At 45.7% G+C, this 13,235-nt stretch carries 12 protein-coding genes; 1 reads left to right on the forward strand and 11 read right to left on the reverse strand.

What is annotated here, in order from left to right; translation table 11 throughout:
* Window positions 1-142 precede the first annotated feature (142 nt).
* The 9 genes from NLBNIHML_RS04845 to metH all read right to left on the reverse strand — a co-directional run bounded on the left by NLBNIHML_RS04845 (window position 143) and on the right by metH (window position 9,936).
* Window positions 143-1,192 (reverse strand): 23S rRNA (cytidine(2498)-2'-O)-methyltransferase RlmM, encoded by a 1,050-nt coding sequence (locus NLBNIHML_RS04845; protein WP_494353901.1) that lies wholly within the window; start codon window positions 1,190-1,192, stop codon window positions 143-145.
* 6 nt (window positions 1,193-1,198) lie between these two features.
* The gene (locus NLBNIHML_RS04850; protein WP_494354673.1) at window positions 1,199-1,972 is read right to left on the reverse strand and encodes an ABC transporter ATP-binding protein; all 774 of its coding nucleotides are present in this window, start codon (window positions 1,970-1,972) and stop codon (window positions 1,199-1,201) included.
* A 2-nt stretch (window positions 1,973-1,974) separates the two neighbouring features.
* Entirely contained in the window at window positions 1,975-2,292 is a 318-nt protein-coding gene (locus tag NLBNIHML_RS04855) for a thioredoxin family protein (RefSeq protein WP_062834898.1), read from the reverse strand.
* Window positions 2,289-2,630 (reverse strand): cyclic-phosphate processing receiver domain-containing protein, encoded by a 342-nt coding sequence (locus NLBNIHML_RS04860; RefSeq protein ID WP_339234516.1) that lies wholly within the window; start codon window positions 2,628-2,630, stop codon window positions 2,289-2,291. The genes NLBNIHML_RS04855 and NLBNIHML_RS04860 overlap by 4 nt, the downstream gene beginning before the upstream one ends.
* Window positions 2,631-2,649: 19 nt before the next feature.
* Complete coding sequence (locus tag NLBNIHML_RS04865; protein ID WP_494354674.1) at window positions 2,650-3,498, reverse strand: deoxyribonuclease IV; 849 nt, start codon at window positions 3,496-3,498, stop codon at window positions 2,650-2,652.
* Entirely contained in the window at window positions 3,488-4,309 is an 822-nt protein-coding gene (locus tag NLBNIHML_RS04870; RefSeq protein ID WP_339234519.1) for an Fpg/Nei family DNA glycosylase, read from the reverse strand. Before NLBNIHML_RS04870 ends, NLBNIHML_RS04865 begins: the two co-directional genes overlap by 11 nt.
* A gap of 6 nt (window positions 4,310-4,315) precedes the next feature.
* Window positions 4,316-5,125, reverse strand: coding sequence for a TIGR01457 family HAD-type hydrolase (locus NLBNIHML_RS04875; protein WP_494353902.1), 810 nt, complete (start codon window positions 5,123-5,125; stop codon window positions 4,316-4,318).
* 355 nt (window positions 5,126-5,480) lie between these two features.
* On the reverse strand, window positions 5,481-6,419 hold the full coding sequence (gene rnz, locus NLBNIHML_RS04880; RefSeq protein ID WP_494353903.1) for a ribonuclease Z: 939 nt from the start codon (window positions 6,417-6,419) through the stop codon (window positions 5,481-5,483).
* Between the two features lie 76 nt (window positions 6,420-6,495).
* Window positions 6,496-9,936, reverse strand: coding sequence for a methionine synthase (gene metH / locus NLBNIHML_RS04885; RefSeq protein ID WP_339255862.1), 3,441 nt, complete (start codon window positions 9,934-9,936; stop codon window positions 6,496-6,498).
* 180 nt (window positions 9,937-10,116) lie between these two features.
* On the opposite strand from metH, the gene NLBNIHML_RS04890 reads away from it, so the two are divergent.
* Complete coding sequence (locus NLBNIHML_RS04890) at window positions 10,117-10,662, forward strand: cupin domain-containing protein (RefSeq protein ID WP_036613600.1); 546 nt, start codon at window positions 10,117-10,119, stop codon at window positions 10,660-10,662.
* Window positions 10,663-10,758: 96 nt separating this feature from the next.
* On the opposite strand, the gene NLBNIHML_RS04895 is transcribed toward NLBNIHML_RS04890, so the two are convergent.
* Both NLBNIHML_RS04895 and NLBNIHML_RS04900 read right to left on the reverse strand, forming a co-directional pair.
* The gene (locus NLBNIHML_RS04895; protein ID WP_339234531.1) at window positions 10,759-11,433 is read right to left on the reverse strand and encodes a GntR family transcriptional regulator; all 675 of its coding nucleotides are present in this window, start codon (window positions 11,431-11,433) and stop codon (window positions 10,759-10,761) included.
* Window positions 11,434-11,535: 102 nt separating this feature from the next.
* Complete coding sequence (locus tag NLBNIHML_RS04900; protein ID WP_494353904.1) at window positions 11,536-13,170, reverse strand: ABC transporter substrate-binding protein; 1,635 nt, start codon at window positions 13,168-13,170, stop codon at window positions 11,536-11,538.
* Between the last annotated feature and the right edge of the window lie 65 nt (window positions 13,171-13,235).

Genomic DNA, 13,235 nt, shown 5'->3' on the forward strand with positions numbered 1-13,235 from the left:
GGATGCTTTCCCTTAGGTTTGTTATGGTTAATATTGGTATCATTATAGTACAGGCCGGAATAGATTGTAAAGCACAAAATTTAATGTGCTTAATCGAATCAATTCATAATACATTTAGCTGCTTTAATCAAGGCTAGATCTCTTAATATTTGACCATATAGAGTGTAATCTCTTCCCGGTTATGGAACAACTGCTTGGAACGTTGAATCTGCATTCGCGAACGCTCAAACGTATCGATAACATCCTTAATGAGTGCGAGCGGTTTTTTATGCAATAACTTCACAGTAACAATCGCTGTTCCCCCAGGTTGAAGACTATATAGAAGGTCTGATACAAGTCGGCTCATCAACTTGGGACTCCAACTCATATCACATACGAGCAGATCAAATTCTCCTTCGCGAAAGCGTACATCGCCTGCATTTTTCTTCAAGAAAGTCAGTTTTGGTGATGCCAACAGCGTTGCATCCATCTTCGCGGGATCTACCGCAGTAACTTCAAGCCCGCGTTCAAGCAGGAACGAGGTCCATCCACCTGGCGCTGCACCGATATCAAGTGCTTTACGAAATGAAGTAAAGTCAATGCCAAACGTTTGCTCGGCTTCAAGCAATTTGAACTTGGCACGCGAGATCTGTCCATCTTCTTTTTGAAAACGTACGGCGCCCCCGTTCCAGTCTGACAGGTTCTGTTCAGGTCTGGATACACCTGCATACAACATGTCATTCGCAGCAAATACGGAAATGACATATTCAGCATCACGTACGACCCATTCACAGCCAAGCTCATCCAGTTTTTCTGTCAGCAATTGTTTCAATGAAGCTGCATTTTCTTGCCAAAAGGCCCCGTCTGTCTTCCGTACCTGTAGTACGACAGGGGTACCCGTCAGTTCCTTATGATTCATTACAAATGCAATCAATTTCTCAATAGACTGCTCCGAATCTTCTGTATTCTCCTGAAACTGAACAGGCTGGATATGACGTAAAAACGTTGGATAATCTTCCAGCAGTTTACCTGCAACTTCTTCCTCCGCTACAGGCAGACCCGCAAACAAAATTTCTCCCGGTACGAGTACTGTGCTCTTCACCGCACCAAACGTACGGCGTAATTCTTCCTGTGCATAAGGGGCAAAGCCATGATTGGCTGTGCAGATAAAACGGGAGAAGTTGCCTTCTTCCCAAGACGATTGTGTACTCAAATTGTGTTACCCTCCAGAACGTACGCGTATCCACGGACGACCATCATCCCACTGGATATCGACCGGAACATCGTACGTATGCTTAATTGTATCTTGTGTCAAAACTTCATGCTTGGGGCCAGCCGCCGAAATGCGTCCATCGCGGATCAAGGCCACGTGCGTAAATAAAGGTACGATCTCTTCAACATGGTGTGTTACATACACCACTGTAATGTTACGCTGGCGCAAACGATCAATCTCAGCCAGCATTTTCTCACGTTCATATAAGTCCAGCCCGGCACAAGGCTCGTCCATAATCAGCAGTTTTGGCTCAGCCATTAATGAACGAGCAAGCATGACTTTTTTGCGCTCCCCTTGGGATAACGTTCCAAGCGGGTTGTTGGCGAGGTTGGCAAAGCCCATGTCATCTAGTAAACTCATTGCCTTTGCTTTTACTTCATCAGGAATGGTCTGATAAAAACGCAAAAAAGCATAAGCCCCAGTAGCCACGACCTCCCATACCGGATCTCTCGGTGTGAGTTTCTCAATCAACGTTTGGCTGATATAACCTATTTCCTTACGTACTTCCCTGACGTCACACTGTCCATACAGATTACCGAGTACTTCAATGCGTCCCTGGCTTGGAAACAGATATCCGTTCATCATTTCCAGTAACGTTGTTTTACCAGAACCATTCCGGCCGAGAATAACCCAATGCTCGCCTTGTTCAATGCGCAGATGCACGTTATCCAGAATCTGATTCTCTTCTCGTCTGAGTGAGACATGTTCCATTGAGATTATACTCATTTCAGCACCGCCTTCCGGATCTCCGAGAGTAAATGCTCCACAGAGCTCATCCGATAAACCATTTTTGGAACATCTTGCTGGCCGTCAAACAGCATCACGGCTGGTACGCTTGAAATTTGAAATTGTTGTACAAGTTCAGGAATGTCATGGATGTTCATTTCGGATAAAATACCTTCTGGCAGCATGTGCTCAACAACCTCTAACATACGCCGTGCAGCCGCACATGTCCCACATAAAGGGGTGTATATAAACACAGCCTGTGGCATGCCTTCCCATACGCCGCGCATTAACATTTTGGATGTAATTGGCTTCATGAACTTTCTTCTCCCGCAGCAACACGCAGCATAACCTCACCCGTCATAGGACCATTATGAATGGTAACCGTATCGGGTTTATTGCTATATAACATCTCGTACATCTGGCGTTTGCCAAACATACTGGACGTATGCAAATAGATTTCACGCGGAAATAAACCTTCTCGTACAATGGATGCCGCAACCTCACCGCCATTCGGCGAATCCGGCCCAAGCTCATAATCCAGAGACAATATGTCCACGTCACCTTCTCTTAGCAGCATCAGGCACTCTTCTGCATTCGTTGCCAGAACAAATCCTTTTGGACATGCCCGATAGTCATCCAAAAAAACATGCATACAATCGCTCCTCTCCCCATTATAACCAGGAACGCATGAGCGCTATATCATCACGGTGCGTTCCATCTTCGCCCGTTTCTGTCTCGAGCACAACAACCGCCTTTTGGAACTCAGGCGCATTGATCAATGTTTTCAGTGATTCATTTCCGATATATCCCTGTCCGATCCTCGCATGTCTATCCTTACACGAACCAGACGCATATTTGGAATCATTAAAATGTACAGCAGCAACATCATCCCAGTATCCGAGCACCCTGCCTTGATCAAGCATCTCTGATTCGTTGCCTGACGACCACATACCAGAAGCAAAAGCATGGCATGTGTCAAAACAAAATGCAATATGCTCTGGATATCGAGACAATTTGCGAATCTGTATCATTTCTTCCATTGTCGTGCCCATGGGGCCATGATCACCTGCCTGATTCTCAAGCAACACCTTCGAATGACCATTCCAATTCTCCAAGGCGGTATCCAGACAATGAATGAGGTTCTGATACCCCTCAAGCGGATCATTTGTTTTGATGTGTCCAAAATGGACCACCGTCCCAACAGAACCGCAAGCATTCGAAATTTCAAGATCATTGCGAATAGAAGCAATTGTAGCATGAAACCCCGCCTCTCCACGGGTCATGCCCAACGCCGGATTCGTAGGATAGGGTGAATGGGCAATCGAAGCCAGTCCATGCTGTTCACACCAATCTCTGCACTGCTCAGCATCCTTGAGATCCAGACTTTTCAGACCAAGACTACGCGGGTTCTTCGGAAAATACTGAAACGCCGTTGCCCCCATCGCATATGCTCTCTTGGCTGCCTGAAGAAATCCACCTCTCGTGCTGACATGTGCCCCGATTCCGTAGTTAGGCTTCATGCTGGCATTTCGGACAGAAGAATGCCTTCTTGCCCGTAATTTCCACTCGTTCAATCGTTCCCCCGCAGCGCGGACAAGTCTCGCCTTCCCGATCGTACACCCGACATTGCTCGTCAAAGCTTCCTGTCTTCGTATCCCCTTGCATCAGTGGCATTTCCATATATCCACCTTCAGATGCTGCTTCGCGCAACACGGACTGCATCGAATGGAACAAACGCTCCGTCAGCTCAGGTGAAGTCGCGATGTTCTGCGTTTTGGAGCTTGGTCTCAGACCTGCAGCGAACGCAATCTCATCCGAATAACAGTTGCCAATCCCTGCAATGATATGCTGGTTCACCAACGTTGTCTTGAGCGTACCCCGACGACCTTTCAACAGAGAAGCAAAACGTTCCACGTTCATCCGTCGATCCAAAGGTTCCGGTCCAAGATCGGACATTGCCGCTTCGGTTTCTTTTGAAGTAAGCAGATGTAAATACCCCAAGCGCAGGCCAATAAAGAATAAAATGTGATCTCCAAACTGGATTTCCACCTGTGTGGAACGATCAGGGCGTTCCTCTTCCGTGCCCCAGAAAATCATACCGCCCAACATGAGGTGCAGCACCAGACGTTTGCCATTAGCCAGGTGGAAAATCAAATGCTTTGCTCGGCGCTCAACAAATATGATGCGATTGCCTGTAAGTTCATTGATGAACAGATCAGGCTCCGTATTTATCGTTTTATCGCGGTTAATTACAACACCTGTAATCGGTAGATCAAGTATTTTCTCGGACAACAAGGTCCGGTAATTTTCCATTTCCGGCAGTTCCGGCATCGTACATTACCCCTTTTTGGAAGTTTGGTCTGTCTCTTGCGACAGCCACTCCATCAATTTATGCAAATCTTCAAACACATGATCAGGTCGAGCCTTGGCTGCTTGAATGTGTCCATCCATATTTTCCCGTGTTGTCACACCGGTAAGTACCAGCATCGTCTCACATCCTGCTGCGACTCCAGCTGCGATATCGGTTCGCATATTGTCTCCGATCACTGCCACTTCATGAGATGCCAGGTTCAGCCGGCTAATGGCTGACTTCATTATAACACTGGATGGCTTGCCTATGACTGTAGGACGAACTCCGGTTGCGGCTTCAATTGCTGCTCCAATCGTTCCAGCACCAGGCGTCAGTCCATCATCGGAAGGAAGCTGCAGATCCGGGTTGGTCATGATGAACTTTGATCCCGCATTAATCCACCTTAGCGCCTTGGTCAGTTTAGAATAGGAAAATTCACGATCAATACCCTGTATCACGTAATCAGGTGCATCTTCTGTCAACTGTAGTCCTGCTTCTTCTATGGCTTGCAGCAGTCCTGCTTCACCAATACATGCCACTTTTGCACCCGGAGACTCTTCGGCAACATATTCAGCAGCAGCCACAGCAGAAGTACACACTTGAGACGCATCGGCAGGTATGCCCATCCCGTTCAGATGGTCTGCCACACCTTGTGGTGTACGAGAAGAATTATTGGTTACGAATAAATACGGCTTGCCTAGCTCTTGCAGTGTTCGAATAAGCTGATCGGCTCCTTCGATACGATGTCTGCCATGATAGAGCGTACCATCCAAGTCAATCAGATAGGCCTTAATCACACACAGCACTTCCTTTCTTTATTCCATTAACGTTTCATGTCCTTAATCATTTACCTTGAACTTGACCGCGAACCTATGTATTCAGGCAAAAATAATGGCTTGCTGACATGTGCACGCAACAAGTCGAACCAAATCGAACACCGACGGTTTAACTCGCGCGTCTTCTGCACAAGCTTGTCATTTCCTGCGCTTTCCCGGAAAATAATTTGAATCATTTCCCTCTTCATATTGCCCATCCTACACGCTTTCTGACCAGATTGCAAAAGGGACCGCGGGAGTTCCTCTCCCTCAGTCCCGTGCAATTACCCGGTTCATTATATGACGTGTTTAGCCGTGCAATGGATCGCAATCATGGTTAAGATTCTTGCTTGCGATGCACGACAGGAATAAGCTGGTGTTCGTTTGCAAGTCTGGTATTCGGAAATACGGACTGTGCTTCTTCCAAAAGTGGCTGCAGTTGATCCTCATCCTTATAACGTGAGCTAAAGTGAGTCATGATCAATTGCCCGACATTCGCTGCTCTAGCCGCTTCCGCCGCTTGTTTTGAAGTACTATGATAGTATTCATGCGCTGTATCGGCCAGATCATGCATAAATGTAGCTTCATGGACAAGCACATCTGCATTTACGGATAGAGGCTGTACATTGTCGCATGGACGTGTATCACCCAATATGGTGATTACCATGCCGCGTTTTGGGGTGCCCAATACATCCTCTGGACGAAGCGAATCACCGTTATCCAGCGTAATGGTTTCTCCACGTTTCAGCCGGCCGAACAACGGGCCTGGTTTCAAACCGTATTCCGCCAGTTTGGCCGGGTCCAGGCTCCCTGGACGATCTTTTTCCGTAATTCGGTATCCGTAGCTATCAATCCGATGCTCAAGCAAAGCAGCTTCCACGATAAAACTTTCATCCTCGAACAGGACGCCGCCCGTATGTTCCACGATATTCAACTCATAGTTGACCCGTGATTGGCTAAGCTCCATGGTTGTACTGATCATTCGTTCCGTACCTGGCGGACCATATACTGTTAAAGGTGTAGTGCCACCTTGATAGGCTCTGCTCGAAAGCAGTCCTGGAAGTCCAAATACATGATCACCATGCAGGTGTGTAATGAATATTTTCTCCAATTTGCTTAGTTTAAGCGGAGAACTTAAAATCTGATGCTGCGTTCCTTCCCCGCAGTCAAACAACCACAAAGCTCTGCGCTCATCCAACATGCGTAGCCCAATGGAAGTTACATTCCGTTGAAGCGTAGGTACACCAGCATTAGTTCCCAGGAAATATAGTTCCACTCTGGATCGCACCTCTTTCTGTTGCCAGCAAAAAACCTCCGACAATGCGGAGGGCTTTGCCTGACACCCAACTGATTTATGCCTTTTCTACGTTAAAATACTTGGCTTGCGGATGGCTGAATACCATCGCTGATACGGATGCTTCAGGTTCCATCATGAAACCTTCCGTCAATTCCACACCGATATCCTCAGGCTGTAACAACTTGAACAGCGGTCCTTGGTCTTCCAAATCCGGACAAGCCGGATATCCAAAGGATACCCTGATCCCCTGATAACGCGCACCGTGTCGTTGCTTCATCGTCATCTGTGCAGAATCTGGGAATCCCCAGATATCTCTCATCATATGATGCACACGCTCAGCTAATCCCTCTGCTACTTCGAGCGCTACGGATTGAAGAGCATGCGAGCGAAGATAATCCCCTTGATCTTTCCACGCCGTGGATAGTTCACGCACACCGTGTCCGGCAGTAACAACCATGAAGCCAACGTAATCCATTTGACCGGATTCAACAGGTTTCAGGAAGTCGGACAGGCACAGGAATGGCTCGACTTTTTGACGTGGGAACGTAAATGTATGCAAAATATTGCTCGTGTCCTTTGGATCATAGATAATGATGCTGTTACCACTGGACTGAGCCGGGAAGAAACGATACATGGCATGCGCCTGTATAATCCCGTCACGAACAGCCTCTTGCATGATATCATCCACCACTGCTTTCAGGTCGGTAGCCTTTTTGTCACCTGAAGCAAGCAGTTGTTCAACTGAACCGCGCAACCCTAAATGGTGTCCAAGCAGCATCTGCATGTTCACGTATGGCAGAATATGTGATAACGGATAGTTGCGCATCGTATGTCGCTCCAGATCCGGCGGTACAAGAACCGGATGATCTACAGCAATATCCGAACGCTCCACTCGTGTAAGCTCTGGAAGGGCCTGAACAGCTACAGCACCTGAAGCATCCGCTTCTTTCTCCGCATCCATCTCCAATTGCATGGCTTCACGTGTAACGGGATTCATCAATTTGTTCGCCAGATCCAGACCATCCATCGCGTCTTTGGCATATACAACCATTCCATTATACTCAGGTCGGATACGGTTTTTGGTGAATTTACGAGTTAGCGCCGCTCCGCCAACCATAATAGGTACATCAATCCCTGCTGTTCGCAAATCCTGAGCGGTAAGAATCATCTGCTGGGCTGATTTTACCAATAACCCCGAGAGACCGATTGCATCGACTTTCTCTTCTCGGTAAGCCTCAATAATACGTTCTGGTGGTACTTTTATACCCAAATTAATGATCTGGTAACCGTTATTGGACAGGATGATCTCTACCAGGTTCTTCCCGATGTCATGCACATCACCCTTAACCGTGGCCAGAATGATCTTGCCTTTAACCGAAGTCTCGTTCTTCTCCATGAATTGCTCCAGATATGCTACAGAAGCCTTCATAACCTCCGCACTCTGCAACACCTCGGCTACAATCAACTCATTGTTGTTAAAGAGACGACCTACTTCCTCCATCCCCCGCATAAGTGGACCATTAATCACTTGAAGTGCTGTGTATTTGGCAAGTGCCTGTTCGAGATCTGGCAGTAATCCTTCTTTGCTTCCTTCAACAACATATGAAGCGAGACGCTCTTCTAATGAAAGGTTCGAGATTTTTTCCTTCTTCTCCACCTTCTTGTTACGGAATGCCGCTACGAATGCCGCCAGTGTATCATCATTCGTGTTATATAAAAGCTCTTCCGAGAGCCTGCGTTCTTCTTCAGGAATGGATGCATAACGCTCCAGTTTCTCTGTGTTCACGATGGCATAATCGAGACCTGCTTTGGTACATTCATACAAAAATACAGAGTTCAGCACTTCACGGCCTGCCTCAGGCAGTCCGAATGAAATGTTACTGATCCCAAGTATCGTATGACATTCAGGCATCGCTTCTTTGATCACTCTTATACCTTCAATGGTTTCTTTGGCTGAACCGATGTACTGTTCATCTCCCGTACCTACCGGGAACACCAATGTATCGAAAATAAGGTCTTCTGGTTTGAGTCCATATTTGTTCACCAGCAGATCATAAGAACGCTTGGCTACGTCGAGCTTGTCTTCCCGACTAATCGCCTGACCCCGCTCATCAATCGTTCCGACAACAACCGCACCACCATATTTATGAAGCAACGGCGTGATCAGCTCAAATTTCTCTTCGCCATCCTCAAGGTTAATGGAGTTAATTATCGCTTTACCTTGCGAGTACTGAAGAGCCAAATCAATGACTGAAGCATCTGTCGTATCGATCATGAGAGGAACCTTTACTTTTTTCACAACCAATTCAAGGAACTTCACCATGTCTTCTGACTCTTCACGGTCTGGATCTTGTACACACACATCGACAATGTGCGCTCCATTTTTCACTTGAGCACGAGCAATTTCCGAAGCTTCTTCATATTTGCCTTCGACAATGAGTCGTTTGAATTTCCGTGATCCCAGCACATTCGTACGTTCACCGACCATGTAGGGACGATTGTCCTGTTCGATATAGATTGGTTCTATACCAGACAATGCCGGTGGATGTGTTCCGTTCATTTCTCTTGGGGGGTACTGGGCAAGCGTATCACGCATAGCCCGAATATGTGCAGGGGTTGTCCCGCAACATCCACCAGCGATATTCAACCAGCCCTGTTCCGCAAATGCACCTATCTTCTGAGCGAGTGAGTCTGGTGACTCATGATAATTACCGTTCTCATCCGGGAGACCCGCGTTCGGGTAACAACTAACCGCAACCGATGCCATTCCGGAAAGCGAACGAATGTGATCACGCATGAATTCCGGACCCGTAGCGCAGTTTAGTCCTACCGAAATTGGGTTAAGGTGTTCTAAGGATATATAAAAGGATTCGATGTTCTGGCCCGCAAGGGTCGTTCCCATCGGTTCGATCGTTCCTGAGATCATCAGGGGCAGTGTAACACCGCTCTGTTCGAAGGCCTGCTGAATTCCGATGCTACCTGCTTTTACATTGAGGGTATCCTGTGAGGTTTCAAGCAGTAGCGCATCAACGCCTCCCTCTATTAAAGCAAGCGCTTGCTCCAAATAACTGTCGATAAGTTCCTGGAACGTTACTCCCCCGGTTACAGACAGTGTTTTGGTTGTTGGTCCCATCGCACCTACCACATAACGTGGAGATTCCGGTGTAGAGAAACGATCAACCGCAGCTTTCGCAATTCTGGCTGCTTCCAGGTTGATTTCGCGTGCCCGATCCTGAATATCGTATTCAGCAAGCACGACCGATGTCGCACCAAATGTATTGGTTTCAATTAAATCGGCGCCAGCCTCCAGATATTCTTCATGAATGCGCTGGATCAGCTCTGGACGAGTAAGCACTAACATTTCATTACATCCATCCAGATCTTCGCCGCCAAAATCTTCGCCAGTCAGATCAACTTGTTGAATCATGGTCCCCATCGCACCGTCGAGGATTAATATTCGTTGTTTTAATGCATCGTGTAGACTAATCTTATCCAATATCTTCACCCCCGCAAAACGTTAAATCTTAGTTTAACAGAAACTAACTTAATGTGAAAGATCGGGTTTTCTCGCGAAAGATGGCGGGTTTACACGAATTATGAACGGAATTTGAGAATCGACAAAAACAGAGCAATCCGATATAATTCAATTAAACCAAGTGGAAAAGAGGGAAAGAACATGGCTGAAATTGTTATCCGAAATACGAACGAACGCATCACTGGTGACGAAAATGTTCGAAATTTCTTAAACAAATACGAAGTATTATATGAGAAGTGGGACGCATCCAAACTGAACACTGATCTGCAAAATAACTTTGGATTAACGGATGAACAGAAAACCGAAGTTTTGGAAACTTACGACTATGAGATCAGAGATTTGGCTGCACGTCGCGGGTACCAAATCTGGGATGTGATCACACTATCCGAGCAAACACCAGATATCGAAGAAAAGCTGGCCAAGTTCGAAGAGATCCACACCCACGCTGAAGATGAGATCCGTGCGATTGTCGCTGGTAAAGGAATCTTTGTTATCAAAGCCACAGATGATGTAGGTTACTTTAATGTAGAACTGTCTCCTGGAGACGTCATTTCTGTACCCGAGAATACACCGCACTTCTTCACCTTAATGGAGAACAAACAAATTATCGCTGTACGTCTGTTCATCGAAAAAGATGGCTGGATTGCAGATCCATACCCTGATCCTACATTTATCAAAAACGCCTGACACTCTCATGTTATAACTTGCTTAACCAAAACCCCTGTTCAATTGAACAGGGGTTTTCGCATATGCATATGGAGATTATTATACAACATCCGTGCATTATATAAAATAATGCGGGTATTTCGCTTTTATCGATTCTTGTTCAATCACAACCAGTCTGAGATGAGCTTCCATTACCTGAACAGCCTGTTCTGTTTTACGCTCTGTGATAAGTCGATATATATCTTTGTGTTGGGAGATAATGACCTCCAGGTTGGAGTCCTCCGCTAGACGTAACAAACGCAACCGATTAAACGGAATATTCAGTTGTTGCAACATTTTCCATGTTCTTAGCTTACCCGTGCCCTGAAACAAAATCTGATGAAACTCTTCATCCAGCTCAAAAAGACGATAGAAATTGTTTTTTCCTATACAAACTTCCTGCATCGCAATGTTGGTTTCAAGTCGAAATCGGAATTCTTCAGGAAAAGAAACACATGCCAAAGTCACGATTTCCTTCTCCATCTTTTCCCTCGTAAACCTGCCTTCTTCCACATGCTCTAGATTAATATGAGAGACGATCGTTCCACTCTGGGGAATAATGTCCAGCAGTTCTTCTTCTGCAAGCTTCATGAATGCTTCTCGCACGGGGGTTCTGCTCACTTGCAATTCATCTGCAATCTCTTTCTCTGAAATTTTAGTACCAGGCTTAAGTTCCAGATGCAGAATTCGTTCCTTTAACAAATTATATGAATATGCCCGGGTCGAGCCTCTAATTTTTTGATTAATTGACATGCCTTGACCTCTTTCTCTCAGCCGTATTCATTCATATTAGCACAAATTACCGTTCCACTTAAATATCGGTGTGAAACGGTAATTTGGCCAACCTTAACTATGTTATTGCTTGTTTTCTTTGTAGGCTTTATACGTGTCATTTGCAAGCTTCAGATAATTGGATAGGCCTTGACTTTCCAGCTCTTTGGCAAACGTATCGAATTCCGACAAGTCCCGCTCACCCAAGATAAATTTAAGTGTATTTTGGTCTGAGTAATCTTTCAGTGGAGTACTCAGAAGTGTCACCCGTTCACGATCCTCAGAAGAGTATGGAATCGGTGGTTCAGCCGGGATCACTTCTTTGGTATCCTTCATGTCTTGCTGGAATTTCAACTCTTCTTCACTAAACATCGATTGCAGCAGATCTGTTGTACCTCCGTAGGCAAATACACCACCTGAGAAGCCAAAGTCAATACGCAGATCCTTCGTTCCTTTTGGATTCAAACCATTATAGTTAACGTCTTCAACCAATTTACGTGTTCCGCCCTCTTTGGTAAATGTTTCGCCTTCAACACCCCATTTGGCAAACTCTTGACCCTCATCACTGTAGTATAACCAATCAATAAATTGCATAATGGCTTTGAAATTTTCGCTTTTTTGAATTTTCCCAGAGATCATGACACCGTTTTCAAGTCTGGAGCCTGACATTAATTGGCCTTTTGGTCCACCAGGAACTGTAATCTTCTCAACTGAGAATTTGCCCTCTCCCAGCGTTTTGTTCATATCAGTTCGGTGCATTACCAGCGTTTGGGAATTGCCGTTAATCATAAAAGATTTGCCGGATACAAATTTCTGTATTGCCTGATCGTCATCCTGTGTAAAACTTTCTTTGTCCAGCAATCCTTCAGATACCAACTTGTTAAAGTAGGTCAACAGCTCTTTGTATTCTGGTGTTGTAGCCGTGTATACGAATTCATCCTGATCTTCTTTATACGTCAATCCATTACCAAAACCCCATCCAGCCTTGGTACCAAAACCGGTAGCAGCGATGTTCAATGTACTATTGAATTTAAATCCATCCGAAAATGGAATGGAATCGGGGTAGATTTCTTTCAGCTTTTTGGCTGCATCATACAATTCGTCCCATGTCGTCGGGATGGCGATGTTATTTTCTTCAAAAACATCCGTTCTTACCAGTAATGTATAATCCGGCCATACTTCTTCATGCAGACCCGGGAGCACATAGTACTTTCCATCTTCTTGCCGAAGTCCTTCCAGTTCATCCTCCAAACCCCATTTTTCCACTTTATCCTTGAAGTTCGGCATCAAATCAATGTAATCACTAATGGGCAAGACCGCACCGGAAGATACAAATGCAGATTCTTCACCAGGATAGGTTTTGGGAATAATCAGCGGTGCATCGCCTGAACTAATTAGAAGGGATCTCTTCTGAGAGTAGTCACTCATGGGAACAATCGTTGGCTCAAGCGTAACACCCGTCAGTTCGGTAATTTTATCGAAAAGTAACCAGTTTTTTTTATAAGGATAAATAGGATGATCACTGTATAGTATGGATAGATTAAATGGCTCGGTCGCCTTGAATGTATCCCCTACATTGTACGTTTCCATCGCTGCCTTGGTTTGAACTTCCGTGACGTCACCTCCAGCTCCAGTACCGCTGCTACATGCTGCCAGAACGAAGGTCATCATTGTTGCCAACACCATTTTACCAACAAACTTACGTGGCTTTTGATTCATTTAGGTTATCCCCCTGAATTTGGTTTAGGTTGACTTTGCCTTAAACTTTAAACAACATCTAAAAA

Source organism: Paenibacillus sp. JNU01 (assembly GCF_059130585.1).

Excerpts from the sequence above, each read along its gene's own strand:
- NLBNIHML_RS04890 (WP_036613600.1), top strand. The coding sequence starts at position 10,117 with ATGGCTGAAATTGTTATCCGAAATACGAACGAACGCATCACTGGTGAC.
- NLBNIHML_RS04870 (WP_339234519.1), bottom strand. The coding sequence starts at position 4,309 with ATGCCGGAACTGCCGGAAATGGAAAATTACCGGACCTTGTTGTCCGAG.
- NLBNIHML_RS04855 (WP_062834898.1), bottom strand. The coding sequence starts at position 2,292 with ATGAAGCCAATTACATCCAAAATGTTAATGCGCGGCGTATGGGAAGGC.
- NLBNIHML_RS04900 (WP_494353904.1), bottom strand. The coding sequence starts at position 13,170 with ATGAATCAAAAGCCACGTAAGTTTGTTGGTAAAATGGTGTTGGCAACA.
- NLBNIHML_RS04860 (WP_339234516.1), bottom strand. The coding sequence starts at position 2,630 with ATGCATGTTTTTTTGGATGACTATCGGGCATGTCCAAAAGGATTTGTT.
- NLBNIHML_RS04865 (WP_494354674.1), bottom strand. The coding sequence starts at position 3,498 with ATGAAGCCTAACTACGGAATCGGGGCACATGTCAGCACGAGAGGTGGA.
- NLBNIHML_RS04895 (WP_339234531.1), bottom strand. The coding sequence starts at position 11,433 with ATGTCAATTAATCAAAAAATTAGAGGCTCGACCCGGGCATATTCATAT.